Annotated in this window: 29 protein-coding genes and 1 pseudogene; 23 read left to right on the top strand and 7 right to left on the bottom strand. The window is 62.1% G+C overall.

The annotated features are described in order from the left end of the window. Nucleotides 1–78: 78 nt before the first annotated feature. Together groL and APH36_RS04630 are read left to right on the top strand one after the other, a co-directional pair. Nucleotides 79–1698: a chaperonin GroEL gene (gene groL, locus APH36_RS04635; RefSeq protein ID WP_060497670.1), complete on the top strand. Its 1620-nt coding sequence runs from the start codon at nucleotides 79–81 to the stop codon at nucleotides 1696–1698. Between the two features lie 28 nt (nucleotides 1699–1726). Continuing rightward, a complete protein-coding gene (locus tag APH36_RS04630; RefSeq protein WP_060497669.1) occupies nucleotides 1727–2617 on the top strand; it encodes a universal stress protein in 891 nt (296 codons plus the stop codon). A 19-nt stretch (nucleotides 2618–2636) separates the two neighbouring features. Here APH36_RS04630 and APH36_RS04625 read toward each other — a convergent pair whose 3' ends face one another. Continuing rightward, entirely contained in the window at nucleotides 2637–3578 is a 942-nt protein-coding gene (locus APH36_RS04625; RefSeq protein WP_060497668.1) for a ribose-phosphate pyrophosphokinase, read from the bottom strand. Between the two features lie 155 nt (nucleotides 3579–3733). Here APH36_RS04625 and APH36_RS04620 point away from each other — a divergent pair, with 155 nt between their 5' ends. Beyond that, nucleotides 3734–4225 carry a BCAM0308 family protein gene (locus APH36_RS04620; RefSeq protein ID WP_028697428.1) on the top strand — a complete coding sequence of 164 codons (492 nt, stop codon included), beginning with the start codon at nucleotides 3734–3736 and terminating at the stop codon, nucleotides 4223–4225. A gap of 49 nt (nucleotides 4226–4274) precedes the next feature. Here the strand turns inward: APH36_RS04620 and APH36_RS04615 are convergent, their stop codons facing one another. Then, entirely contained in the window at nucleotides 4275–5171 is an 897-nt protein-coding gene (locus tag APH36_RS04615; protein ID WP_060497667.1) for a universal stress protein, read from the bottom strand. A 162-nt stretch (nucleotides 5172–5333) separates the two neighbouring features. On the opposite strand from APH36_RS04615, the gene APH36_RS04610 reads away from it, so the two are divergent. Further along, the gene (locus APH36_RS04610) at nucleotides 5334–6212 is read left to right on the top strand and encodes a universal stress protein (RefSeq protein WP_060497666.1); all 879 of its coding nucleotides are present in this window, start codon (nucleotides 5334–5336) and stop codon (nucleotides 6210–6212) included. A gap of 1 nt (nucleotide 6213) precedes the next feature. Here the strand turns inward: APH36_RS04610 and APH36_RS04605 are convergent, their stop codons facing one another. Next, nucleotides 6214–6786, bottom strand: a complete 573-nt coding sequence (locus APH36_RS04605) for a bifunctional pyr operon transcriptional regulator/uracil phosphoribosyltransferase (RefSeq protein WP_060497665.1) — start codon at nucleotides 6784–6786, stop codon at nucleotides 6214–6216. 188 nt (nucleotides 6787–6974) lie between these two features. Here APH36_RS04605 and APH36_RS04600 point away from each other — a divergent pair, with 188 nt between their 5' ends. The 9 genes from APH36_RS04600 to APH36_RS04565 all read left to right on the top strand — a co-directional run bounded on the left by APH36_RS04600 (nucleotide 6975) and on the right by APH36_RS04565 (nucleotide 13896). Next, nucleotides 6975–7532 carry a nitroreductase gene (locus tag APH36_RS04600; protein ID WP_060497664.1) on the top strand — a complete coding sequence of 186 codons (558 nt, stop codon included), beginning with the start codon at nucleotides 6975–6977 and terminating at the stop codon, nucleotides 7530–7532. A 53-nt stretch (nucleotides 7533–7585) separates the two neighbouring features. Beyond that, nucleotides 7586–7726 carry a hypothetical protein gene (locus tag APH36_RS31555; RefSeq protein WP_156342060.1) on the top strand — a complete coding sequence of 47 codons (141 nt, stop codon included), beginning with the start codon at nucleotides 7586–7588 and terminating at the stop codon, nucleotides 7724–7726. 207 nt (nucleotides 7727–7933) lie between these two features. Then, the gene (locus APH36_RS04595) at nucleotides 7934–8653 is read left to right on the top strand and encodes an ABC transporter ATP-binding protein (protein WP_060497663.1); all 720 of its coding nucleotides are present in this window, start codon (nucleotides 7934–7936) and stop codon (nucleotides 8651–8653) included. Beyond that, the gene (locus APH36_RS32540; protein ID WP_060497662.1) at nucleotides 8650–9279 is read left to right on the top strand and encodes a hypothetical protein; all 630 of its coding nucleotides are present in this window, start codon (nucleotides 8650–8652) and stop codon (nucleotides 9277–9279) included. The genes APH36_RS04595 and APH36_RS32540 overlap by 4 nt, the downstream gene beginning before the upstream one ends. Next, on the top strand, nucleotides 9170–10468 hold the full coding sequence (locus tag APH36_RS04585; protein WP_256219098.1) for an efflux transporter outer membrane subunit: 1299 nt from the start codon (nucleotides 9170–9172) through the stop codon (nucleotides 10466–10468). Before APH36_RS32540 ends, APH36_RS04585 begins: the two co-directional genes overlap by 110 nt. Continuing rightward, nucleotides 10465–11607, top strand: a complete 1143-nt coding sequence (locus APH36_RS04580; RefSeq protein WP_060497660.1) for an ABC transporter permease — start codon at nucleotides 10465–10467, stop codon at nucleotides 11605–11607. The genes APH36_RS04585 and APH36_RS04580 overlap by 4 nt, the downstream gene beginning before the upstream one ends. Before the next feature lie 145 nt (nucleotides 11608–11752). Next, the gene (locus APH36_RS04575; protein ID WP_060497659.1) at nucleotides 11753–12946 is read left to right on the top strand and encodes a cation:proton antiporter; all 1194 of its coding nucleotides are present in this window, start codon (nucleotides 11753–11755) and stop codon (nucleotides 12944–12946) included. An 82-nt stretch (nucleotides 12947–13028) separates the two neighbouring features. After that, the gene (locus APH36_RS04570; RefSeq protein ID WP_060497658.1) at nucleotides 13029–13466 is read left to right on the top strand and encodes a YeeE/YedE family protein; all 438 of its coding nucleotides are present in this window, start codon (nucleotides 13029–13031) and stop codon (nucleotides 13464–13466) included. Between the two features lies 1 nt (nucleotide 13467). Then, nucleotides 13468–13896, top strand: coding sequence for a DUF6691 family protein (locus APH36_RS04565; protein WP_060497657.1), 429 nt, complete (start codon nucleotides 13468–13470; stop codon nucleotides 13894–13896). 110 nt (nucleotides 13897–14006) lie between these two features. Here APH36_RS04565 and APH36_RS04560 read toward each other — a convergent pair whose 3' ends face one another. Then, nucleotides 14007–14261: a hypothetical protein gene (locus tag APH36_RS04560; RefSeq protein ID WP_060497656.1), complete on the bottom strand. Its 255-nt coding sequence runs from the start codon at nucleotides 14259–14261 to the stop codon at nucleotides 14007–14009. Nucleotides 14262–14509: 248 nt separating this feature from the next. Between APH36_RS04560 and APH36_RS04555 the strand changes: the two genes are divergently transcribed. The 8 genes and pseudogenes from APH36_RS04555 to APH36_RS04520 all read left to right on the top strand — a co-directional run bounded on the left by APH36_RS04555 (nucleotide 14510) and on the right by APH36_RS04520 (nucleotide 21289). Next, the gene (locus APH36_RS04555) at nucleotides 14510–15187 is read left to right on the top strand and encodes a thermostable hemolysin (protein ID WP_060497655.1); all 678 of its coding nucleotides are present in this window, start codon (nucleotides 14510–14512) and stop codon (nucleotides 15185–15187) included. Then, nucleotides 15177–16640, top strand: a complete 1464-nt coding sequence (locus APH36_RS04550) for an AMP-binding protein (RefSeq protein ID WP_060497654.1) — start codon at nucleotides 15177–15179, stop codon at nucleotides 16638–16640. The genes APH36_RS04555 and APH36_RS04550 overlap by 11 nt, the downstream gene beginning before the upstream one ends. A gap of 8 nt (nucleotides 16641–16648) precedes the next feature. Next, the gene (locus APH36_RS04545) at nucleotides 16649–17329 is read left to right on the top strand and encodes a TenA family transcriptional regulator (protein ID WP_060497653.1); all 681 of its coding nucleotides are present in this window, start codon (nucleotides 16649–16651) and stop codon (nucleotides 17327–17329) included. Beyond that, nucleotides 17316–18122, top strand: a complete 807-nt coding sequence (locus APH36_RS04540; protein WP_060497652.1) for an SDR family oxidoreductase — start codon at nucleotides 17316–17318, stop codon at nucleotides 18120–18122. Before APH36_RS04545 ends, APH36_RS04540 begins: the two co-directional genes overlap by 14 nt. Continuing rightward, complete coding sequence (locus APH36_RS04535; RefSeq protein ID WP_060497651.1) at nucleotides 18119–18760, top strand: hypothetical protein; 642 nt, start codon at nucleotides 18119–18121, stop codon at nucleotides 18758–18760. Before APH36_RS04540 ends, APH36_RS04535 begins: the two co-directional genes overlap by 4 nt. Before the next feature lie 2 nt (nucleotides 18761–18762). Continuing rightward, nucleotides 18763–19256: pseudogene (locus APH36_RS04530) on the top strand (response regulator transcription factor). Beyond that, nucleotides 19253–20617: an ATP-binding protein gene (locus tag APH36_RS04525; protein ID WP_060497650.1), complete on the top strand. Its 1365-nt coding sequence runs from the start codon at nucleotides 19253–19255 to the stop codon at nucleotides 20615–20617. Before APH36_RS04530 ends, APH36_RS04525 begins: the two are co-directional and overlap by 4 nt. Nucleotides 20618–20749: 132 nt before the next feature. Then, nucleotides 20750–21289 carry a cytochrome b gene (locus APH36_RS04520; RefSeq protein WP_060497649.1) on the top strand — a complete coding sequence of 180 codons (540 nt, stop codon included), beginning with the start codon at nucleotides 20750–20752 and terminating at the stop codon, nucleotides 21287–21289. Here the strand turns inward: APH36_RS04520 and APH36_RS32020 are convergent. Beyond that, nucleotides 21267–21707 carry a hypothetical protein gene (locus APH36_RS32020; protein ID WP_177337079.1) on the bottom strand — a complete coding sequence of 147 codons (441 nt, stop codon included), beginning with the start codon at nucleotides 21705–21707 and terminating at the stop codon, nucleotides 21267–21269. The two genes, APH36_RS04520 and APH36_RS32020, sit on opposite strands and share 23 nt — an antisense overlap. A gap of 298 nt (nucleotides 21708–22005) precedes the next feature. Here APH36_RS32020 and APH36_RS04515 point away from each other — a divergent pair, with 298 nt between their 5' ends. Then, a complete protein-coding gene (locus APH36_RS04515) occupies nucleotides 22006–22185 on the top strand; it encodes a hypothetical protein (protein WP_060497648.1) in 180 nt (59 codons plus the stop codon). 99 nt (nucleotides 22186–22284) lie between these two features. Further along, entirely contained in the window at nucleotides 22285–22698 is a 414-nt protein-coding gene (gene arfB / locus APH36_RS04510; protein WP_060497647.1) for an alternative ribosome rescue aminoacyl-tRNA hydrolase ArfB, read from the top strand. Between the two features lie 144 nt (nucleotides 22699–22842). Here the strand turns inward: arfB and APH36_RS04505 are convergent, their stop codons facing one another. Together APH36_RS04505 and APH36_RS04500 are read right to left on the bottom strand one after the other, a co-directional pair. Continuing rightward, on the bottom strand, nucleotides 22843–23484 hold the full coding sequence (locus APH36_RS04505) for a 3-oxoacid CoA-transferase subunit B (protein ID WP_060497646.1): 642 nt from the start codon (nucleotides 23482–23484) through the stop codon (nucleotides 22843–22845). Nucleotides 23485–23492: 8 nt separating this feature from the next. After that, the gene (locus APH36_RS04500) at nucleotides 23493–24188 is read right to left on the bottom strand and encodes a 3-oxoacid CoA-transferase subunit A (RefSeq protein WP_026020319.1); all 696 of its coding nucleotides are present in this window, start codon (nucleotides 24186–24188) and stop codon (nucleotides 23493–23495) included. Between the last annotated feature and the right edge of the window lie 188 nt (nucleotides 24189–24376).

Here is a 24376-nt window from a genome sequence, read left to right as displayed (position 1 = left end):
ATCAAGCGCCAAGGGCGGTCTGAGCCGGATGCTGGCAGTACCAGTCAATCACGCTGCCCTACACGGGAGCCGAACATCATGCCGCACAGCAAAATCCTCTTTCGGTCAGCGGCACGGGAGAAGATCCTCAGTGGCGCCACCCAGCTCGCCGATGCCGTACGCGTCACGTTGGGCCCCAAGTCGAAGTCGGTGCTGATGCAGAGTACCTGGGGTCGCCCGACTGTCTGCAATGACGGCGTGTCCATCGCCAAGCGCGTTGACCTGCAGGACCCTGAGGAGAACCTCGGTGCCCAGATGTTGCGCCAGGCCGCCGAGCGCACGGCGGAGGCGGTCGGAGATGGTACGAGCACGGCGACGGTACTGGCCCAGGCAATCCTTGCCGATGGCGTCAGAAACGTGGTGGCCGGGGCCAGTGCCATCGACCTCAAACGCGGACTGGACAAGGGCCTGGGGTTGGTTCAGGCGGCATTGCTGGCGCAGTCACGCCCGGTCGACACGACTCGGGAAAAAGCCCAGGTAGCCACATTGTCCGCCCACAATGACCCCCTGATCGGCCAGCTGGTCGCCGACGCCCTGGAAAAGGTAGGCGTGGAAGGCGTGGTGAGCGTGGAGGAATCCAAGACCACCGAAACCGTGGTCGACATCATGGATGGCATGCGTTTCGACAGGGGGTACGTGTCCCCGTACTTTGTCACCGACACTGAAAAGATGCAGGTCGAACTCACCGATGCGTGTGTACTGCTGTGTGATCACAAGATCGGTGCGCTGGCCGACCTGCTGCCACTGCTTGAACAGGTGGCCAAGAGCGGCCAGCCGTTGATGGTGATTGCCGAGGACATCGATGGCGAAGCCTTGACCACGCTGGTGGTCAATCAGATTCGCGGTGTATTGCGCGCCGTGGCGGTGAAGGCTCCCGGGTATGGTGATCGGCGCAAGGAAATGCTCCAGGACATTGCCGTACTCACCGGTGCCACGGTGGTTTCGGCTGAACTGGGCGTCAATCTCGACCACCTGCAACTGTCCCAGCTGGGCCAGGTGCACCGTGCAGTGGTGCTCAAAGACAGCACTGCACTGGTCGGCGGTAAGGGTACGCGAGAGGCCGTGGCTGATCGTGTCGCACAAATCCGTGCGCAGATCGCATCCAGCACCAGTGATTACGACCGGGAGAAGCTTCAGGAGCGTCTGGCCAGGCTTGCCGGTGGGGTGGCGGTCATCCGCGTGGGCGCACCTTCCGAAGCCGAGATGAAAGCGCGCAAGGACGCCCTGGATGACGCATTGTCGGCTACCCGCGCAGCGATTGCCGAGGGCATCGTGCCCGGTGGTGGCCTTGCTTTGCTCAAGGCTGTACCGGCATTGCTTGCCGAGGAGCTCAACCAGGAAGGCGACACGCGCACGGGGCTGCAGATCCTGCGCCGGGCACTGGAGTCGCCAGCACGGACGATCGCTGAAAATTCCGCCGTGGATGCTGGCGTCGTAGTGGCTCGCATGCTAGCCGAAACGGGCAGCATCGGCTTCGATGCCGCATCCAACACGTACGTCGACATGTACGAGGCGGGCATCATCGACCCTACGAAAGTGGTGCGCGTCGCACTTGAAAATGCGGTCTCGGTCGCCAGCATTTTGCTGCTGACCGAAGCCACCATGACCGATATCCCGGAAAAGAGCGCACCGCTGATGCAACCCCCGATACCTGAGTGATCAGGCCGGCCTACCGTTGGAGGCAATCATGAGTCACTATCAACGCCTGTTGCTGATCATGCGCCCAATGCTGCACCAGGCGGTCGCCCTGGAGCAGGCCGTTGCCCTGGCAAGGTCGGCATCGGCCAGCCTGCACATCGTCGCCTTGCTCGAATCATTGGACAAACTCTGGTTGCTGGAGTCCGGTAAGCATCAAACGGAGCGGGAGGCTTACCGGCAGGCTCAGCAGGAACAGTTGGAAGCCCAGGCAAACGTGCTGCGTGCCTCTGGCGTGCAGGTGACGACCGAGGTGGCCTGGAGCAACGACCTGCAGGATGACATTCTGCAGCACGTGCTGGAGATGCAACCGGACCTGCTGCTCAAGCAGGTCGAGCATGAACCTGCGCTGAAGCGCGCTTTCTTCACGCCGCTTGACTGGCAGCTGTTGCGTCACTGTCCGGTCCCGGTCTACTTGCTCGGTGCCAGCCGGCCAGCGTTGCCACGCCAGGTCGTGGCGGCGGTGGACGTGGCTGATACCTCGGATGAGGGGCAAGCCCGAAATGACAGTATCGTCCAGCAGGCCAGTGCCTTGGCCTTGCAGACCGGGGCGCAACTGGACCTCCTGCACGCCTGCGATCTGTCGATGGCCTATATGGGCGATATGGGGTATGCCGCCTGGGCCATCGGGGACATCGCCGGGCCTTTGCGCCAAGCGTTGGAGGATGATTTCAAAAAACTGGCCGATCGCTTCGGAGCGCCACCGGAACACCGCCACTTCGTGCTGGGCCGTCCTGTCGCGGTGCTCAGCGAATACATAGAATCACAGCCGGTAGACGTGTTGGTCATGGGGCGGCCCATCGCACGGGGACTGGACCGTCTGTTCGGCAGCACCACCGAGCATGTGTTGTACCAGGTGCCTTGCAATATCCTGGTGGTGTAGGGCTGTACGGCTGACCACGTCACGGCATAAGCCGTTGAGCGACCAGGGCGCTGGTGTCGACGATGTCCAACTGAGCCCGGCAACCGGCGGGCAGGCGAAAGGGCGTGATGCTGTCGGCGACCAGGATGCGTTCGAACATCCCGCTTTCGAACAGCGCTCCTGCGGTGGTGAACAGACCGTGGGTGGCGGCAGCCAGAATGCGGGATGCGCCAGCGCCATGGCAGGCTTGTGCGGCCCGCAACAGTGTCTGGCCGGTACTGATGATGTCGTCAAACAGCACGACCGTGCTGCCAGCCACATTACCCACCAGGCACTCCCCGCTGAGGTGCGTGTGTTGCCGGTGCTTTTCCACCATGGCCATGACGACCGGGCGCGCGAGCAGCTGGGCCAGTGCCTGGCGAAACTGTTCGGCACGCTTGATGCCGCCCATGTCCGGCGACACCACCGTGATAACCTGGGCAGCCAGCAGCGGCGCCAGGCGCTGGGCGAACAGCTGCGCGCAGGCCAGGTTCCAGGCCGGGATCCGGTAGGCGTTGTCGAATGCGCTGGGGTTATGCACATCCAAGGCCACCACCCGGTCGATGCCGCAGCCTTCCATCAGGCGAGCCAGGTGGCGGGTAATGGTCGAGTCCTGAAATTCCACCTTGCGGTCCTTGCGGCCGTAGCACAGATAGGGCGTCACCGCTGTCACCTGGCTGGCGCCGGCGTCCTTGAGCGCGCCACAGAAGAACAGCAGCCGGCACAGTTTGTCGTGAGCGCTGTGGTGCGTGTCACCGTAAAGCGAGTGGATCACGACGGCGTTTCGCCCCTCGACCGGGTCCATGGGCCAGCACTTGTGCTCGCCGTCCTCATAGTCTCGCTCTTCATGTGCCGACAGCGTGACGCCCAGGCGTCGGGCAACGGCATTGCCGTAGCCCTCGCTGCATTGCAATGCAAACATCAATGGCGCTGTGGTATTCATTGGCGGTGCTCCCTGGATCGTTATCGGCAACATAAGCGGCGTGGCAGCGCTGGGTTTGACGATTATCAAGTGCAGCGTGGCCCATGGACGGACACTGTGCAGGTCAGCGCATGCTAAGAGCTGCGATTTTCACAATCCGTATAGCGAGCACGCCGATGGACAAGTATCAGAAAAGCCACAAGGACAAATTGTTCAAAACCCGTCCCTTCGACCCCTACGCCATACCCCTTCGCCCAGGCGGCAGCGCGCTTTGCCCGCAATGTGGCGCGGTCTATCACGAGGGTGAATGGCACCCGCACGGAGCCAACGGCCTCGGGCCACTGGAGTCGACTGTATGCCCCGCCTGTCGACGCATTGAAGACCATGCCGCGGCGGGCCAGGTGCGCGTGTCGGGCCGTTTCGTCACGACCCATGAGCAGGAGATTCGCCAGCTCATGCAGCATGCCGAACAACAAGAGCGCCAGACCCACGTGCTCGAGCGGCTGATCGCCATCGACTGCAAGGACGACGAACTGTTGGCGACCACCACGGGCACGCACCTGGCCAACCGTATTGGACATGAACTGGAAGCCGCTTATGACGGCGTCTGCAGCTATCGCTACAGCGACAGTGAGCGCTACCTGAGCGTCGATTGGCATCGCGATTGAGACGGGCTGCCGGTTTGCAGGGCACGGAGCATTGCAAACCGGCGGCCAATCAGCCGTGGATTGCCAGGATGCTCGTATGCACCTTGTACAAGGTCTGCTCGGTGGTACTGCCGATGACCTTGGTCAAGCCTTCATGGTAAAGGGTGCCCATGACAACCACATCGAAGCCATGCTGGTTGGCGTATTCGCTGATGACACTCCGGGCAGCCCCGCGTATCAGGTGCAAATGGTCCGGCTTGATGCCGTAGTGGGCCGCGAAGCGGGTCAGGCGTTCCCGCGCTCTACCTGTCACTTCTTCGATCACCTCATCGGTCCATGCCACCGGTGCGGCGGCGTAGGCCATGAAGCTAGGGCTCGGTTCATAGGCCTGGAGCACATGCAGTTGTGCCTTGCAGCGCTGCGCCAGCACCTGTGCAGCTTGCAGGACATGGTCGTTGCACTTGTGCACCGCCGCGTCGTGCTCGACCAGGTCCACGGCCGCCAGCACCCGCGCAGGCAGTGCCGCGTCAGCCTGAGCGACCAAGTGCAACGGAATCGGGCAACGGCGCAGCAACTGCCAGTCCAGCGGCGTGAGAAGGGCACGGCTGACGACGGTTTCGTGGCGGATGTCCTTGATCAGCATTTCCACGCGGTGTAACTGCGCCAGGCGGATCAGGTCCTTGAGTGGATCATCGTCATCCAGCGTTTCGGCATAGGCGGTAATGCCCTGCTTGGCAAGCGCCTGTGCCTGCTCATTCAGCCATGCCTTGCGATGCTCGGCGTCTTGTTTGCGGGCACTGCTGCGCAGTACCTGGTCAAGGGTGGTCAGGCGTGATGGCAGTTGGCTCAGCACCACCAGGTGCAAGGTGGCGCCTGTGGCCTTGGCCAACGCTTGCGCGCGCGCCAAGGCTGGTGAGGGGTGCAGGTCCGGATGGCAGATGAGTAGCAGTCGCGTCAAAGCGTTCATGATGGCCTCCGCAGCGATGGCCGTCGCAATGACGGCTCACGGGCTTACGCGTAGGGTGGCGCGATGGCGCCTGGGAGCCTTGATTTTTATCAAGAACGAATCGGCAACGGCTTCGATAATGACAAACGTACGCCAACCAACAGCCGCGCCGGGAGGTGCCCGATGAACCCGTATCGCCGGATCCTGTTGATCATGACTGAGGTTCAGGCCAATGCCGCACTGTCCCGGGCCATGGCCTTGGCTGAGGCGTCTGGTGCTGCCCTGCACGTGCTGGGTATCCATGAACCGGGCGAGCTGCGCCTGCGCCACGAGTTGCAGACAACCCCGCTGCCTTCCGTTTCCTTCATGCACTTCAGCACAGAGCTCAAGGCGCTACTGGACGAACAGCCGGCGAGGGGGGCACGCCCAGGTTTCGAGGCCGTGGAAACCTCCGATCCACGAGACCAGGTGCCGGCCTGTATCACCCGCTACGCGCCAGACCTGGTGATCAAGGGCTGCCCGGGCTGCTCCCTGACCGACCAGCTGGCCCGGACCTCGCTTGACCAAGTGCTGTTGCATGCGAGCGAGGTGCCGCTGATGTTCGTACCGGCCAATGCCCCGGCCCTGCCAGGTAACGTGCTGGTCGCGGTGGATGTCTCCCATCCCTCGCCACTCAATGACGCGCTGGTGATGGCCGGTCAGCAACTGGCGACGCAATGCCAGGGCCAGTTGCACCTGCTGTCGGCTTACGACCTGCCAATCGCCATGCTGGCCAACCCAGACCTCGCCGGCCCCTGGGCGGACGAAGTGCGCGAATCGCTGCAGTTGCCGTTCGATGCGTTGGCCGATGCCCATGGCATCGCCCACAGCCATCGGTTCTTCAGCGAAGGTGCGCCGTTGCGCGTCATCAAGTCCCATATCGCTACGCTGGGGGCCGATGTGGTGGTGGTCGGCGCCGTGCAGGCCAGAGGATGGGCCAAGCTGATCGGCGATACCACCGAGCGGCTGGTCAGCCATGCGCCGTGCAGCATCCTGACGATCAAGCCCGCACGTGACAGTTGAATCAGGCGGTATCGCCTGTTCGGCCATGGCGCACCACCTCCACGCAGAATTGCGCTTCGTACGGAGGCACATGGCATTCGACGATATCCTGCGTCGCGACCTGTAGGTGAATGCCGACGATATCGGCACGCACCGGTTGGCGGCAGACGTGGCGGTCGACGAGCACTGCGCTGATGAGATGGCGCGCACCCAGTTCGGCGAGGTAGGCGCAGGTACGCAGCAGCGAGTGCCCTTCGTAGAGCACGTCGTCGACCACCAGCAAGGTGGTGCCGGCAAGGTCCAGCTTGGCGAGCTCAGGGTTCTCGGTGAGTTGAGTATGGGCATGCAGGAGGCTGAGGTCATCCGCGTAGCGCTTGACCTTGATCGGGTAGAGCGGCAATGGCGCAGCACCGGTCAGGGCTTGCAGGTGCAGTTGCAGGCGCTGCGCCAGCGGCTCACCACGCCGCTGAATGCCTACCAGCGCCACTGCGGACGCAGGCAGACGTGCCAAGGCCTGGCGGGCCATCGAGCGCAGCACAGTGTCCAAATCGTGTTCGTCATACAGACGGACCCTTGATGGAACGGTGCGATTCATGGCGTTTTTCCTCTACTGGATAACTCTGTCGGGGAGCTTACCCGGGCGCCTTGAGGTGGGCTTGATAAAAGCCAAGTGATAGCCCGCCGAGTCACTGCCAAGTGCATGAGTTTCCCGGTTCTGATCCAGGTCAAACAGGCTGCTCAAAGGCGCGTTACGGTCTGGATAAACACTTTCGAGGCTGAGCCATGAATATCTATGAAGCGATTCGCGAGCGACGTTCGACCCGTGAGTTCACCACCGAGCCTGTCGAGCAGCATCTGATCGTTCGCCTGATCGAAGCCGCTGTACAGGCGCCGAGCGCGATGAACCTGCAACCATGGGTATTCACCGTGGTACGTGACGAAGTACTTCTGCAGCAGATATCGTCCGATGCGAAGAAGTACCTGGCAAAGAACTGTGGCGAGCAGATGCCTGAATCCTTGCAAGCAATGCTGGATAATGAGCGCTTTCAGATCTTCTACCATGCTCCCGCGCTGATCGTCATTGCCGCGAAGACGGCCAGTGCCTGGGCCGTTGAAGACTGCGCGCTGGCGGCGCAGAACCTGATGCTCGCGGCGCATGCCGAGGGCCTGGGCAGTTGTTGGATAGGGCTGGCACAGCGCTATCTTGCCACGCCGGCTGGCAAGCAGGCTTTGCACCTGCCTGATGAGTGCGCCACTGTCGCACCGGTGATTGTAGGTTATCCCCGCTCAGTGCCAGCGGATGTGCAGCGCAAGGCGCCGGAGATTCACTGGATCGGTTGATGCGCCTTGGACCATAAACATCTGCAGGCTCACCGCACGAGCGAGGTGGCAGCATGACACTCCCTGAGCGCTTTCCACTGGCGATCATTGAACCCGTCGCCAACCTCATCCTTGGCTATGTGCGGCAAATTCCAGGTGTTGCGCAGGTGACAACCGCCGGAAGCATACGACGTATGCGCGATACGGTGCGCTGATCAGTGTCAGTGCCGATGCTGGCGACGCGGACGAACTGGCCCGTTTGCGTTATGAGGTGGGTCAGGCACGGCGAGCCTGTTTACAGCCTGAAAACGTGCTCAATACTCGTTCGATACATGAACTTCGTCATTGGTTGACAGCACTGCGTTGAGCAACGGGTAAATGTGGAGTGTCTGGAAAGCCCGCGATGCTATTGGGAGAGCATGATGGACAACAGCAAGCTTGATACCGTCGCCGTTCCCGCCGTTCCCGCCAAGGGCCTGGGCAAGTGGTTTGGCGATGAAGCCGCTCGGGTCAAAGCGGTCGACGACGTGACGTTCAGCGTGCGGTTCGGCGAAATGGTCTACATCGTCGGGCCTTCCGGCAGCGGCAAGACCACGCTGTTGAGCATGCTCTCCGGCATTCTGCGCCCCGACACTGGCAGCGTCGTCATCAATGGCCAGGACATCTGGGCCCTAGATGCTGACCGCTTGGCCGAATTGCGGCTGCAGCAGTTCGGTTTCGTTTTCCAGGACTATCACCTGTTCAGCAAACTTACCTGTGCCGAGAACGTGGCGATCCCGCTGATCCTCAGGTATCAGCCCTGGCACACGGCACTTCAAACAGCCCGGGAAGTGCTGGGCATTGTCGGGCTTGCCGAGCGTGCTGAACTGACGCCAGCCAAACTGTCCGGCGGCGAACAACAACGGGTGGCGATTGCACGGGCGATGGTGGGCCAGCCTGGCCTGCTCATTCTGGACGAGCCAACGGCATCGCTTGACGGTGACACCGGCAAACTCATCATCGCCTTCGTCAGGGAGCACGTGCTCAGCCCACGCTGCTGCGTACTGATTGTCACCCATGACACCCGCATCGAACGCTTCGCCGATCGAATCATGCATATGGAGGATGGCCGGGTCATGGAAGGCGACCCGGTGCGGCCGTGAACCGCATCCTGGTGCATGAAGGACAGGCGGTGAGCCGTGACTCGCCGTTGGTGACACTGGATGACGCTGTGCCTCGGGCAAACCTTGAGTTGGCGCAGGCAAACCTGGCCATTGCCCGCGACCAGTATGCCAAACGCCTGGCCGCCTATGGTATTGACGCCAGGTCGATCAGCAAGGACGCCCTGGACACCGCAAAGAACCAGGCCGCCCAAGCCCAGGCCGCGTTCAAGGCCGCTGCCGCCGAATTGGCCCGCTATGTGATCAAGGCGCCCAGCGACGGCATTGTGGTCTCCATCAACAGTGCCGTCGGCAGCTATGTATCGCCCCAGGGGGCCTACAGCATCCACACTCAGGGTTTCAATCCGTTGCTGGTGATGACCAGCGTTCAGGATCGCCTCGTGGTGCGTTGTTACGTCGATGAGATACTGATCGAAAAACTGCCGCCTTTTGAACTGATGCAATTGGCAGGGCACCCTTGCCAACCCGATCGAAGCGCAGGGCCAGAGCCAAGGGTTCGTGCCTGGCGGCGACCTGCAATGGGACTGGTGGACACTGTTTCGCTCGCCAGCCCTGGATGCTTTGGTAACGCAAGCCATTGCCCGCAACCCGAGCCTGCAGGCGGCTGAAGCCAGCCTGCGGCAGAGTCAGGACCTGCTCAAGGCCGGCCAGGGTGTCTACTACCCACAGGTGAGTGGTCGTTTTGAGGGGGATCGTCAGCGGGGCAATGGCGGGCAGCCGGGGCTGGGCACGGCGGATTCGGTATTCAATGTCGTGACCCTCAGTGGCACCGTGAGCTATGCGCTCGATGTTTTTGGTGGCGAAAAACGGGCCGTCGAGAGCCTGCAAGCACAGGTCGACGTGCAGTCCGCGCGCATGAACGCAGCGTTTCTTGCCCTCACAGCGAACGTGGTCAACACCGCCATAGCCCGTGCGGCCTATGCGGCGCAAATGCAGGCCTCCGAGCAACTGATTGCCTTGCAGCAACAGCAACTGCAGGTGACCCAGGCGCAAGTACGCAGCGGCACGCTCGCCGATTCGGCGCAAGCCAGCCTCAGGAGCCTGATCGCGACCAACCAGGCGCAGCTGGCCGGCCTGCGGCAACGCTATACCCAGGCGGGGCACCTGCTGGCGCTGTTGGGGGGCGCGGCACCGAACCAGATGCCGGTGCCTGATATCAGCCTCGGCAGTTTGGCGCTGCCGCACGATTTACCGGTCAGTTTGCCCTCGGAGCTGGTGCGTCAACGTCCCGATATACGGGTAGCCGAAGCGCAGCTGCACCAGGCCAGCGCGGACATCGGGGTGGCAACTGCCGCGTTGTTCCCCAGCTTCACCCTTTCGGCGCAGTACGGCACGGGCGGCACGGCGTTGGGCTCGCTGTTTTCCAGACGGTTCTGGTCGATTGGGCCCGCCATCGATATCCCGCTGTTCGAAGGTGGGCGACGCTGGTTCGGCCGTGAGGCCGCGCGGGAGGCTTACCGACAGGCCGCGGCTACCTACCGGCAAGTGGTGCTGTCGGCATTGTCGCAGGTGGCAGATGTGCTCGACGCCTTGCAGCTGGACGCCGTGGCGCTACAAAAGCGTAGCGAGTCAGCCGCGGCGGCTGAAGCGGCGCTGCAAGCGTTGCAGGCCAGCTACCGGGCAGGGCTGGTGCCCTACGTCGATGTGCTGGTTGCCGATGTGCAGTTGCAACAGGCCAACATGTTGTTGCTGGATGCCTCAGCTCAGCGGCGCCAAGACACAGTCGCATTGTACGTCGCGCTAGGTGGTGGCTGGTGGAACGCGCCTGAAGTCGGTAGCGGGAGAGAGGCGCCATGAAATATGCGGGGATCTTGCGTATCGGCTACAAGCTGTTGGTCAACGACCGGGCCAAGTTTTCCGCGCTACTGGTTGGCCTGACGTTCTCGGTATTCCTGATGATGCAGATGACGGCCATGTTTGCTGGCATTTTGAGCAGGGCCCATTCGACGGTCACCCACATCGGTGCGCCGATGTGGGTGATGGATCCAGCAGTCAACACGCCGACCGCAGTGATTGCGCTGCCGGACTATCTGCTGGATGCGGTGCGCAGTATGGAGCAGGTGGAGTACGCCGTGCCGGTGTTCATCGGCAATGCCCAGGCCCGGCTTGCCGATGGCAGCTACCAGATCGTCAGTGTGGTGGGGCTGGACGATACCAGCCTCTATGGGCGCCCGGAGCTGGAGCAGGGCGCCATCGAGGCGCTCTATGGTGAAAACGCCTTCATCGTCGTTCACGACGCGGAGTTCAGCAAGCTAGGTAGCCCCACGCTAGGCACGGAGTTCGAACTCAATGATCATCGCGGCACGGTGGTCGGTATCGCCAAGGTGCTGTCCAGCGGGCTGATTGGCGTACCGACCCTCTACACCACCTATCGGCGAGCAATCGAGTACATACCGACTGCGCGATTCACGATTTCCTACATTCTGGTCAAGCCGAGAGCCGCGTCTGAGGCCATACGGATTCGCCAAGAGGTCGCCCGGCTGGGCTATCTAGCGCTGACCAAGGCCCAGTTCAATCAGCGGATCGCGGATTACTACATCTACCAGACGGGCGTGGGCACCAATATTTTGCTGATGACATTGATCAGCTTCCTGGTGGGCTTATCCATTTCAGGTCAGACGTTCTACAGCTTCATCCTCGAGAACCTGGACAAGTTCGCGGCACTCAAGGCCATGGGTGCGAGAGCTCAGGATCTGGTGCTGATGATTCTGTTTATGGCGATCTCATGCGCATTGACCGGGTATGGGTTGGGTGTCGGGCTGATGACGGGGGTGATTGAACTGGTGCGAACGTACCTGCCCAACTATGCCGCCATCGTGACCTTCTGGAACCTGGGCCTGACGTTTGGCCTGGTTTCACTGATTGCCGGCACCTCCAGTTACTTGGGTATTCGCAAAGTGCTACGGGTGGAACCGTTCGAGATTTTTCGTTCTTGAGGCATGGGCCATGACCGTTGCCGGCACGTGAGATCTTTATTACCTGCATTGTTGACTTAGGATAACTTCTGCCGCCTTTCAGATCGTCGCGTTGCGCGCGCAGTGATAGCGTTCGTATATACGCTTTTCATGCCGAGGCGTGGCCATGTATCAGAACCTGGCTGTTCTGGCCGCCTTGCTGGTGCTGTACGCCAGCCTGGCCGGCGCGCTTGAATCCAAACCTATCAACGGGCCGCTGTTGTTTCTGCTGGCGGGCCTGTTAACAGGTCCCTCCGGGCTTGGGTTGTTGAACCTTTCGCTGGACCGCAACGATCTTCGCTTTCTGGCCGAGCTTACCCTTTCAATCGTCCTGTTCAATGATGCCGCCAAGGCCGATCTGGCCCAATTGCGGCAATCCCGTAGCCTGCCTTTGCGCCTGCTGACCCTCGGCCTGCCGCTGACATTGTTTGCGGGCTGGTTTGCCGCCTGGCTGATGTTCCCACAGATGCCCTGGCTGGAGATGGCGTTGTTGGCGACGATACTGGCCCCGACCGATGCCGCCCTTGGCAAGGCAGTCGTGAGCAACCCCGAGGTGCCGGCTAATGTACGCGAGAGCTTGAATGTCGAAAGCGGCTTGAACGACGGCATTTGCGTGCCGGTACTGCTCCTGCTGTTGACATTGTTGATGGAGGCCCACTCGACGATGCCTTTTGCTTTGACGGGCTATTTCTTCCTGGAGGAGCTGGGAATCGGTGTTCTCTCGGGGGCGGCGCTTGCGCTGTTGGTGGGCGGATTGTTACGTCTGTCACAACGCCATTGCCTGCAGATCGAGGCCTGGCAGCAATTGGTAATGCCCGCGCTGGCATTGCTGAGCTTCGCCTGCGCCCAGGCACTGGGGGGCAGCGGCTTCATCGCCGCCTTCTGCGCAGGGCTGCTGACAGGTTACCTGTTCAACCGCGAAACGCAGCCGTTGCTCGTCACCGGCGGGTCGTGCGGTGAGGCGCTGTCACTGCTGACCTGGGTGGTGTTTGGAGCCTACGTGGCGCCCAAAGCTTCGCAGATCATGGCACCCTCGGTCTGGTTCTACGCGCTTTCGAGCCTGTCGCTGGTGCGGATGCTGCCTGTCTGGCTCAGCCTGGCGGGGAGCACACTCAGCGCCGAGAGCCGCTTGTTCATAGGCTGGTTCGGCCCCCGTGGCCTCGCGTCCATCGTGTTCACGATATTGATACTGGATGCGCCGTTGCAAGAGGGTGGCACGATCATCGCGTGCGCCATCGCGTGCGTCCTGCTCAGCGTGGTATTGCACGGTTTGAGTGCATTGCCGGGGGCACGGCGGCTGGGACGCCGCGTTCGGGAATGAGGGTGTGGCACGCGATCGAACGTAAAACACAGCGTTAAGATAAAGTCGGTTCATTTCTTCAGTCTGGCAAGGGGAGCTGATGATGTTTGTAGATATGGCAGCCTTCACACCGTGGTCGGCACTGGCCGGCGGCGCACTGATCGGCCTGGCCGCCGGGCTGTTCGTGGTGGCGAATGGGCGCATTGCCGGTATCAGTGGCCTGCTCGGCTCGCTGTTGCAACGCGCGGAAGAGGGGCGAGGCGATAAGCTGTTCTTCTTACTGGGCATCATAGCGGCGCCACTGATGTGGCGAGCGTTCTCGGCGATGCCCCCGGTGCATTTCAGTACGGCCCCTGGGTTACTCATGGTCGCGGGGCTTCTGGTGGGGGTGGGTACCCGCTATGGCAGTGGCTGCACCAGTGGCCATGGTGTGTGCGGCCTCTCTCGCCTGTCCCCTCGCTCGGCGGTGGCGACGTTGTGCTTCATGGCCACCGGCTTTGCCACCGTCTTCGTGGTTCGGCACCTTTACCCAGGAGCATGAAATGACCCGGATCAGTGCATTCATCGCGGGCGTGCTGTTCGGCGTGGGGTTGCTGTTGTCAGGCATGGCGAACCCCGCCAAGGTATTGGGGTTTCTCGACCTCGCGGGGCAGTGGGACCCGTCGCTGGCACTGGTCATGGTGGGCGCCATCGGGGCTGCACTGCTGCCCATGGCCTGGGCGCGTCGGCACACTGTGGCCTTGCTCGGCGGCGCGATGCAGTTGCCTGCCCGGCGTGACATTGACCGTCGGCTGGTGGGGGGCAGCCTGATCTTCGGCATTGGCTGGGGGCTAGCCGGGGTGTGCCCAGGGCCGGCCCTGGTGTTGCTGGCCGGCGGGTTTTGGCAAGGCTGGCTGTTCGTGGCTGCGATGCTGACTGGCATGGCGTTATTCAATGGTTTGGAAGCGCTTCGAAAAAGCCGCCAGACGTAAAGCCGGTCGTGACCACGCCGCCTTGCATTGCCGCCAACTGGCTGCTGTGATGGCCAGGCCACCCACAGGGCAAGACTCTGCGTGGGTGGATTCGGCTGCCCCGGAACATGCTATTGGGTGGACATGGAACCTGAGCTGCTGGGCTTGCCTTGAGACGGCGTCATGGGTTTCTTTTCATGGGACTTCGTGGTTTTTTTATGCTTTTCCTGTTCCTTGTAGGTTTCATGCCCGGTGGGCTTGCCGGCTTTCGAGCCGGTTGCGGCCGGTGGCGTCGTGGTACCGGTATCGGTGGCGGCCAGCAGGTAACCTGGAGCCACCAACGATACTGCCAACGCCATTGCAAACAGTTTTCGTGCGCTTTTCATGGACCGAACCTCGCAAAATGATTCCAGGTGTGAAAGGGCCGCTCTTGGCCGCTAGCTGCCAGATTTTTCGAGGCAGCGGTTCCTTGCAGGCATAGTGAGCGTCGCACGGACTCTGCGTTTGATTTTGATCAAATCACCGCGTTGATTCGACAGCGTCTGCGGGTGACCTGCCGCTTTTCACTCCGCTTCAGATTCCCTTCAGATTCGCCACGGATACTCGCCCTGACCAACCCAGCCGGGGGAGCTTCATGACTCAGACCCTATGGAGCAATCTGCTCCCAGTGCCTATCGGCACCCATGTTGAACACCACGCCCATTTGTCCCTGCACCTGCAGGATGATCAGGGGCGTGGCGAGCTGGAGCATTTCATTCACCAGTGTTTCGCCGACGTGCACCAGGCCGATATCCACCATTACCTACCAGAACTCCTGGCCCTGCGGGACAGCCATGGGCGGTTGATAGCCGCAGCCGGCATGCGCCCGGCCAGCAGCGGGCGCTTGTTTCTCGAGCGCTATCTGGATGAGCCCCTGGAAAGCGCGATATCCCGAGCGGCGGGGGTGAGTCTGGGGCGCGAGTGCATGGTCGAAGTTGGCAACCTGGCTTCGCTCAGTGCCGGCAGCGCCCGGATCATGATCACGGCCGTGACCTGGCTGCTCGCTACACGGGGGCTGCGTTGGGTGGCGTTCACCGGCGCATCGACGCTGATCAACAGTTTCCAGCGCCTGGGCCTGGTGCCGACGGTGGTGGCCCAGGCCGACCCCGCCCGCCTGAGTGAGCCGGCAGAGCATTGGGGGCACTATTACGACCAGCACCCGCACGTGTTCGTCGGTGATATCCGCCAGGGCTTCGAGCGCCTGGAGTCGGCAGGGGTGTTCCGGCGCCTGGGGCTGCCTGCGCTGAACGAGGAGGCCGGCCATGCCGCATGAACTGGAACGCTTCAGGCAGTTGCTGCTTGACCTGGGCCGTGAGCGCGGCGATGCCCTGGCCGTGGAGGGCGCCAATGAGCGGTTCACCTACAAGCAATTGCTCGCCGAGGTCTGGCTGCGCGCCAAGGCCTTGAGCGCGCAACCCCCGGGCGTGTTGGCCCTTGCGCTGGATAACGGCCCTGAATTGCTGTTCTGGGACCTGGCGGCGCTGGTCTCGGAGCGAGCCTGCGTGATCGTGCCAACGTTCTTCAGTACGGCGCAGGTGCAGCACTGCATCGAACAGTGCGGCGCAAGCCTTGTGCTTTGCCAGCCTGCCTGGGATGGCCTGTTCAGCCAGCTAGGCTTCGTCCAGCAGGAGGCATTCTGGACGCGCGATCTGGCAGCGCCGGTGGTGCTGCCTGAGGGTACCGCCAAGGTCACCTATACCTCTGGCAGCACGGGCACGCCCAAAGGCGTTTGCCTGGGCGCCGATGCCATGCTGCGCGTCGCGCATGAACTGCAGCTGGCCAGCCGGCCTACCGAGCCCCAGCGCTACCTGGCGGTGCTACCGTTGGGCGTACTGCTGGAAAACCTGGGCGTTTACGCCGCACTCATGGCAGGGGCCCGCGTGTTGCTCTACTCACAGGCGCAACTGGGTATGGGCGGCGCCAGCCAGGTCGATTTCAAGCGCTTGCTCGGGGCCATCGCCTTGAGTGGCGCGCAGAGCCTGATCCTGGTACCGCAGCTGTTGATGGGCCTGGTCACGGCGATCGAGCGGGGGCTGATGCGGGTTGGCCCGCTGCGCTTCGTCGCGGTCGGCGGGGCACGGGTATCGCCCGGCCTGCTGGCGCGGGCCGAGGCCATAGGCTTGCCGGTTTTCGAAGGCTATGGGCTGTCGGAGTGTGCCTCGGTAGTGGCGCTCAACCGTCCGGGGGCGATTCGCCGAGGCAGCGTCGGCCGCCCATTGCCTCATGTTCAGGTGCGAATCGCTGACGATGGCGAGGTGTTCGTCAGCGGTTCCGTGCTGCTTGGCTACCTCGGGGAGGCACCCAACGCTTCGGTCTGGTGGGCCACGGGCGATCTGGGTTACTTCGACGACGACGGTTATCTGTATCTGAACGGGCGCAAGAAACACCAATTCATCACCAGCTTCGGGCGCAACGTCAACCCCGAATGGGTGGAAGCCGAGCTGTCCCAGAGCGGCGTGATCGCCCAGGCGTTCGTGCACGGAGAGGGGCTTGCGCGCAACCTGGCCTTGCTCTGGCCACTTGATCCGGCGGCCACCGACGAGGCCATTGAGCAGGCCGTGCAGCGCAGCAATGCCACCTTGCCCGACTACGCCAGGGTGCATGCCTGGCGGCGCCTGCCAGGCCCACTGACCCCCGGCGAAGGCACCCTGACCGCCAATGGCCGCCCGCGACGCGAGGCGATCCTGCAGCGTTATCACACCCTGTTGTCCGACATTCTGTTGTGAGGTCCGTCATGTCATTTTTCGACACCCTGCAGTTGCAAACCAGCCATGAACGCCAGGCCCTGTTCGCGGTGCCGGTGATCCGGGAAGCCTTGGCCGGCCAGGTCAGCCGCGACAGCTATATCGCCTTCCTGACCCAGGCCTACTACCATGTGCGCCACACCGTGCCGCTGATGATGGCCTGCGGCGCGCGCTTGCCCCCGCGCCTGGAATGGTTGCGCGGCGCCGTCTGCGAGTACATCGAGGAGGAATACGGCCACGAGCAGTGGATCCTCAACGATATCAAGGCCTGCGGCGGAGACTGGGAGGCGGTGCGTGACGGCCGCCCGGCCTTGCCGATCGAGCTGATGGTCGCCTACCTGTACGACCTCATTGCCCGGGGCAACCCGGTGGGGCTGTTCGGCATGGTCAACGTCCTTGAGGGCACCAGCATCGCCCTGGCCACCCATGCCGCCGGTTCCATCCAGAGCACCTTGGGGCTGCCGGACAGCGCGTTCAGCTACCTGAGCTCCCACGGCGCGCTGGACCAGGACCACATGGTCACCTACAAGCGGCTGATGGACCGGCTGGACGAGGTCGATGATCACCAGGCGGTGATTCACGCCGCCAAGGTGGTGTACCGGTTGTACACCGAGATGTTCGAAGGTTTGCCGCGTGCGGGCCAGGCCGAGGTGCAGCATGCGCTTGCCTGAGTCGGTGGTGGTGCTTACGGGGGCCAGTGGCGGCATCGGGCTGGAACTGGCCGAGCAACTGTGCGCGGCCGGGGCCAGGGTGCTGGCGGTGAGCCGGCACCTGGGCAAGCTGGCAGGCCTGATGAACCGTTACCCGGACCGCCTGCGCTGGCAGACCGCCGACCTGCGTACCTCGCAAGGTCGCGAGCAGGTCGTCAGCCGGGCCCGTGAGATGGGTGGGTTCAATGTGCTGATCAATGCCGCCGGCGTGAACCGGTTCGCCTTGCTCGACCAGTTGGACGAACACGCCCTGGACGAGTTGCTGGACATCAACCTCAAGGCACCCCTGCAACTGACCCGCGCCTGCCTGCCGCTGCTGCGCGAGCAACCCAAGGCCCTGGTGGTGAATGTCGGGTCCACCTATGGCTCGATCGGTTACCCCGGTTACGCCAGCTACTGCGCCAGCAAATTCGCGTTGCGGGGGTTCTCCGAAGCGCTGCGGCGCGAGTTGGCCGACACCACGGTGAACGTCTTGTATGCCGCGCCGCGGGCTACCCGCACAGCCATGAACAGCAGTGCCGCGACAGCGCTGAACCAGGCGCTGAAGGTCGGCATGGACGATCCCGCCGATGTCGCCCGTGCCGTACTCGTGGCCGTGCAGTCCGAGCGCAGCGAACTGTACCTGGGTTGGCCTGAAAAGCTGTTCGTGCGCATCAACGGCATGTTGCCGGGGGTGGTCGACCGTGCGCTGCGCAAGCAACTGCCTGTTATTCGCCGCTACATCGGTAGCCATTCCAAGGAGTCGAGCAAATGAAGCGTCTGTTGATCGCCAGCTTGCTGGCATTCGCCCCCCTCAGCTGGGCAATGGACCCGGCAGGCATGCAGCACCTGAGCGATCTGCAGCAGCGCTGGGCGCAGATCCAGTACCAGTTGCCCAAGGAACAACGTGCCGACGCATTTGAAAAGCTGGCCGGTGATGCCACTGCCTTCGTTCATCAATACCCCGGCACGCCTGAACCGTTGATCTGGGAGGGCATCATCCACAGCAGCTGGGCGGGCGCCGTCGGTGGGCTCGGCGCGCTGGGCAAGGTCAAGGCCGCCAAAGCCAGCCTGGAGCAGGCCATGACGCTGGACCCCAACGCCCTGCAAGGCTCGGCCTACACCAGCCTGGGTACGCTCTACGACCAGGTACCCGGCTGGCCGATCGGTTTTGGTGACGCTGAAATAGCCGACAAACTGCTGCGCAAAGCCCTGCAGATCAACCCCAACGGGATCGACAGCAATTACTTCTGGGCCGATCATCTGTATCGGCAGAAGCGCTACCCTGAAGCCACCGCCGCGTTGCAGAAAGCCTTGCAGGCACCGCCCCGGCCAGGACGTGAATTGGCTGACCAGGGCCGGCGCGCCGATATCGATGCTTTACTCAAGGCCATCAAGGACAAACAGGACTGAACATGCGGCTGCTGCTGGTTGAGGACGATACCGCGCTGGGTGAGGGCATCTGCGACGGCTTGCGCCAGGCGGGCTACACGCTCGACTGGCTGCGTGATGGCGTAAGTGGTTTGCATGCCTTGCAACATGAGGCGTTCGACCTGGCGATTCTGGACGTTGGCTTGCCCCGCCTGGATGGCATCGAACTGCTGCGCCGCGTGAGGGCAGGGGGCAACAGCCTGCCGGTGTCAGCCTCGACCCTGCCACCCAGCAAGTCCGCTACAACGGTGTGGAAGTCATCCTGACCCCCAAGGAGTATCGACTGCTGCATGAGTTGCTGGCCCAACCCGGCAAGGTCTTCACCCGCGAACGCCTGACTCAGCTGCTGTACGGTTGGGATGAGGAGCCCGAGAGCAATACGCTGGAGGTGAACATCTACCACCTGCGCAAGAAACTCTTCAATGGCCTGATCCGCACGGTCCGCGGTATTGGCTATCTGGTCGAGGGCAAGGCATGAGCTCGCTGCGTCAGCGCACACTCTGGCGGGTCATGTTCCTGTTGTTGGTCGGCACTGGCCTGCTGGTGCTGTACAACTACCACGACAGCCGCCATGAGATTAACGAGGTGTATGACGCGCACCTCGCCCAGAACGCGCGTTTGCTGCAGGGTGTCATGAGCATGCCAGTGCAGGATGACGTGCGTGCCGCCATGTACCGCGCGTTCAACGAAGCATTGGGGCAGGAGGGTCGTCACCGGGTTGGCCACCCTTACGAAAGCAAGCTGGCATTTCAAGTCTGGGGGGAGGGCGGCGTGTTGCTCGTGCACACACCGAGCGCGCCCACACTTGATCCGTTGCCTAGCGCGCCGGGTTTCTACGACTTTTCCAGTGGCGACAGGCAATGGCGCGGTTTCGTCTTGCCGGTACCGGAAAAGAACTGGGTGATCTGGGTCGGCGAGCGTGACGACGTGCGTTACGACCTGATCGACCGGATCGTACGTCACACCTTGTTCCCCTTCCTGCTCGGCAGCCTGGCCCTGGTGCTGTTGGTCTGGGCCGCCATCGGCTGGGGGCTGCGGCCCTTGCAGAACATGGCCAATGTCATCCGCGGGCGGCACGCCGATTCGCTGGAGCCGCTTCAACTGGTGCCTCTGCCATCCGAGCTTGAGCCGATGCAGGCGGCCATCAACCGCCTGTTGGCCCAGATCGAGGACCTGCTGCGGCGTGAGCATCGGTTCATTGCCGATGCCGCCCATGAGATGCGCACGCCGCTGGCGGTGTTGCGCCTGCACGCGCAGAACGCGCTCGAGGCCAGTCAGGAAGCCGAGCGCCACAAGGCCCTGGGTTTTCTCATCGGTGGGGTTGACCGTTTGACTCGGGTGGTCAATCAACTGCTGACCCTGGCCCGTGTCGAGCCTCGGTTGGGACAACGCGCTATTGCTCAGGTCGACCTTGCCGAGGTGGTGACCGACACCATGGCCGAACTGACCCCCTGGATACTGGACCGGGGCCTCGAGCCTTCGCTGGATATTGGCGAGGGAGATCACCATCTGGCCATTGATGCCGGTGCGCTGACGATTGCGCTGCATAACCTGGTGTCTAACGCGGTAGAGCATTCGCCACCCGGTGGGCGCATCACGGTGCTGCTCAGGCGCCTGGACAAGCGCTTCGAGCTAATTGTCGAGGATGAGGGGCCGGGTATCGAAGCCGCTGAGCTATCACGTGTATTCGAGCGCTTCTACAGCCGTAACAGCCCCAATGGTGCCGGCCTGGGGTTGTCCATCGTGGCTACCATCATTGACCGTCTTGGTGGGCGGGTGCATCTCGAGAACCGAGTCAGTGGTGGATTGGCTGCGACCTTGTCGTTGCCTCTGGCCTGAGGCAACCGGCAATCTCACTTCAGACTTCCTTAAGCTTGATTCGGCAACCTGGCGCTGTCCGTGCCGGGAATGGCCTGTTCATTGAAGCCTTGTGGCAACGGATATCTCTTTCAGTTTTCTGAGGTCATGGATATGCAGCGCGAATCAAGAGTTGACCGCTATGGTCGCCTGTCCATCATCATGCATTGGGGCATGGTCGTTCTGTTCGTCGGCGTGTATGCCTGTGTCGAGCTGCGCGGGGCGTTACCCAAGGGGCACGCGCTCAAAGGCCCGTTGCTGGGTGGCCACGCAATGCTGGGGATTGCTGTATTCGTGTTGGTCTGGGTGCGCCTGCTGGGGCGGCTCATCCCTCGACCGCCGATCGTGCCCAAGCCTCCCGTCTGGCAGGTGGCGATGGCCAGCGCCACTCACCTGGCGCTTTACAGCCTGATGATCGCTACGCCGCTGTTGGCTTGGTTGATGTTGGCGGCTGCAGGCAAACCGCTGCCGTATTGGGGCATCAACCTGCCTGCGCCGTTGTCCGTGGATCCCGCACTGGCGAGGACGCTGAAGGACTGGCATGAACTGGTTGGCAATGCAGGCTATGCGCTGATCGGGCTGCATGCTGGTGCAGGCCTGGTGCACCACTATTGGATCAAGGACAACACCCTCAAGCGTATGTTAATGGGGTAAATGGCTTGGGGTTATCGCAGACAGCGAACGCACCTCGCTCGTACAGACGTGAAAGTATTGGGGGAACGAAATGATGCTTCGTGATGAGATCTACTTCATGACCTTCATCGCTGTCGTGGTTGCTGTGGTGGATCTGATTGCCATCTACTTTTACACCCGTAATAGGCCTTAAGGTGAGTAATCGAGCCCCTACTAGGCTCTGTACGAAATCCCGAGAAACCCAATTACCGTCCCCCGTATCGATGGCCAGCACCTGCCAGCCCGCCTGGATCATCTGCAGTGTTTCATTAACGGCGCCGCACCCGAGGTCTACCGCATGCAGGGGGTGTAGGTGCTTGGCGTGATCAATGGCGCAACTGAGCAGCAGAGAGGGAGCACGCGTGTTCGTGCGTTCGTAGAAAGCATTCCAGCTCGTCATGGATAAAGCGTCCTTACCTTTCCACCTTGTGCAGGGCGGTTACCGCAATGCCTGAATGACGAAGTCTACGAGGCCGCGGTTAAGCGAGTCTGAAATCAAACCCCCGCTAATGCGGGGTTTCTTTTTGCGGTCATTTGGCTCGAATGGTGGACGGCATCTCATTGGCGCTTACCGCTTGGCGGTTTGATTATTTCCACACGTTACCGGTCTCTTCACGAGATCCTGACCAGCGCGGGCGCTGTCTCTGTGTAGACTGTGCCTCTTCACACATTCTGTCGCTCGCATTCGGATTGCCAAAATGAACAAACTGATCCTGCCCGCCGCCATCTTCGTAAGCGTGATGATCGTAGGGACGATCGCCGATAACTTTGGCGTGGAAGGGGGCTGGAAAATAGGTGTGCTGTGCCTTGTGGCCGGAGCTGTTCAAATTGTGGTTACACGCTTTCAGCGTGCACGCAGCAACAACGTCCAGCCTTAGGCGCTGCGGCTAAGGCAAAGGCGGCCACACTTTGCGTGCTGTTGTTCTATGGGAGAGCGACGGAGGCTGTGATAATGGGGTAATTACCAGGACCATGTCATGCTGACCATCTCCAACAACGTGCATCTGCCGGATGCCGAAATCGAACTGACCTACATCCGTGCGCAAGGCGCGGGTGGGCAGAATGTCAACAAGGTGTCCAGCGCCGTGCACCTGCGCTTCGACATCCCGGCCTCATCATTGCCAGGGTTCTACAAAGAGCGGCTGCTGGCGCTGCGTGACAGTCGCATCACCGGCGACGGCGTGTTGATCATCAAGGCTCAGCAGTACCGCACCCAGGAGCAGAACCGTGCTGACGCATTGGCGCGTCTCGCCGAGTTGATCATCGCTGCCGGCAAGACCGAGAAGAAACGCCGCCCCACCAAGCCGACCCTCGGCTCGAAGACCCGCCGCCTCGAAGGAAAAGCCAGGCGGAGCACCGTCAAGGCGGGGCGGGGCAAGGTGGAGTTTTAGTGCGGGTGGTGGAACGGTGCTGGCAAGTATCGGTATCGCCTGAGTGAGCAAAGACAGTGGCTGTTGACTGGGGCCATGGGGGCTGCTACGCAGCCCATCGCAGGCAAGCCACAGAGATTGCGTCTTGCCAGAAGGTTTCGCCGATCACTTGATCAGCGGCACACCACTCAACTTCTGCAACTCGTCAAAGTCGATATCCGCACAGATCTCGACCACTTTCAGCCCTTCAGGCGTCACTTCCAGCACGGCCAGGTCAGTGTAGATACGGCTGACGCAAGCAATGCCGGTCAGCGGGTAGGTGCACTCAGGCACCAGTTTGCTTTCGCCGGATTTGGTCAGGTGGTCCATCATCACGAACACCTGGCGGGCGCCGGTGGCCAGGTCCATTGCGCCGCCTACGGCAGGGATCGAACCTTCGGCACCGGTGTGCCAGTTGGCCAGGTCGCCTTTCACCGACACCTGGAAGGCACCCAGTACGGCGATGTCCAGGTGGCCGCCGCGCATCATCGAGAACGAGTCGGCATGGTGGAAGAACGCACCACCGGTCAGCAGGGTCACGTGCTGCTTGCCAGCGTTGATCAGGTCATCATCTTCCTCGCCCGGCGCCGGGCTTGGGCCCATGCCCAGCAGGCCATTTTCGCTGTGCAGGAACACTTCCTTGTCGCCCAGGTAGTTGGCCACCAGGGTCGGTGCGCCAATGCCCAGGTTGACGTAGGCACCTTCCTGGATGTCTGCGGCCACGCGCTGGGCCATCTCGGTGCGGGAGAGCTTTTTGGTGATGGTCATGGCAGGCCTCAGACAGCGTTGGCGATCGAAGAAGCGGCAGCGCCGGTCACGGCGACCACGCGCTGGACGAAGATACCCGGGGTAATGATGTGTTCCGGGTCCAGTTCACCGAGTTCGACAACTTGGTCGACCTGGGCGATGGCGGTCTTGGCGGCCATGGCCATGATCGGGCCGAAGTTGCGGGCGGCCTTGCGGTAGGTCAGGTTGCCCCAACGGTCGCCTTTGTGCGCCTTGATCAACGCAAAGTCGGCGTGCAGCGGCATTTCCAGCACGTACATGCGACCGTCGATCTCTCGGGTTTCCTTGCCTTCGGCCAGCAGGGTGCCGTAGCCGGTTGGTGAGAAGAATGCACCAATGCCCGAGCCTGCGGCGCGGATGCGCTCGGCCAGGTTGCCCTGCGGGACTACTTCCAGCTCGATCTTGCCGGCGCGGTACAGTTCGTCGAACACGTAGGAGTCGGACTGGCGCGGGAACGAGCAGACCACCTTGCGCACGCTGCCTGCCATGAGCAGGGCGGCCAGGCCGATCTCGCCGTTACCGGCGTTGTTGCTGATGATGGTCAGGTCGCGGGCACCGGTGGCAATCAGGCCGTCGATCAGCTCGGACGGCATGCCCGCCGTGCCAAAGCCACCGACCATGATGGTCGAACCGTCGGTAATCCCTTCCACCGCGCTGGCGATGGACTCGTACGTTTTATTGATCAAGGCGAGCTCCTGGTTGTTCCTGGAGTTGTGGTTGTCGGGCTGGCCGGAGCGCGTGACGCGATGGGGCCTGTCAGCGGTTGAAATTACTTGCTGACTTTCGCTATAGCGTGCCGCAAGATAGGGCAACAGTAGAGGGGGTTTGGCTGAATTTGTGCGATTATCGAACTGTTGTGCGATGTGCGAGCAGT

Source organism: Pseudomonas sp. NBRC 111133 (genome assembly GCF_001320605.1).
Lineage (GTDB): Bacteria > Pseudomonadota > Gammaproteobacteria > Pseudomonadales > Pseudomonadaceae > Aquipseudomonas > Aquipseudomonas monteilii.
Note: the sequence above shows the minus strand (reverse complement) of the source record. Positions and strands in the feature narration are given on the sequence as shown.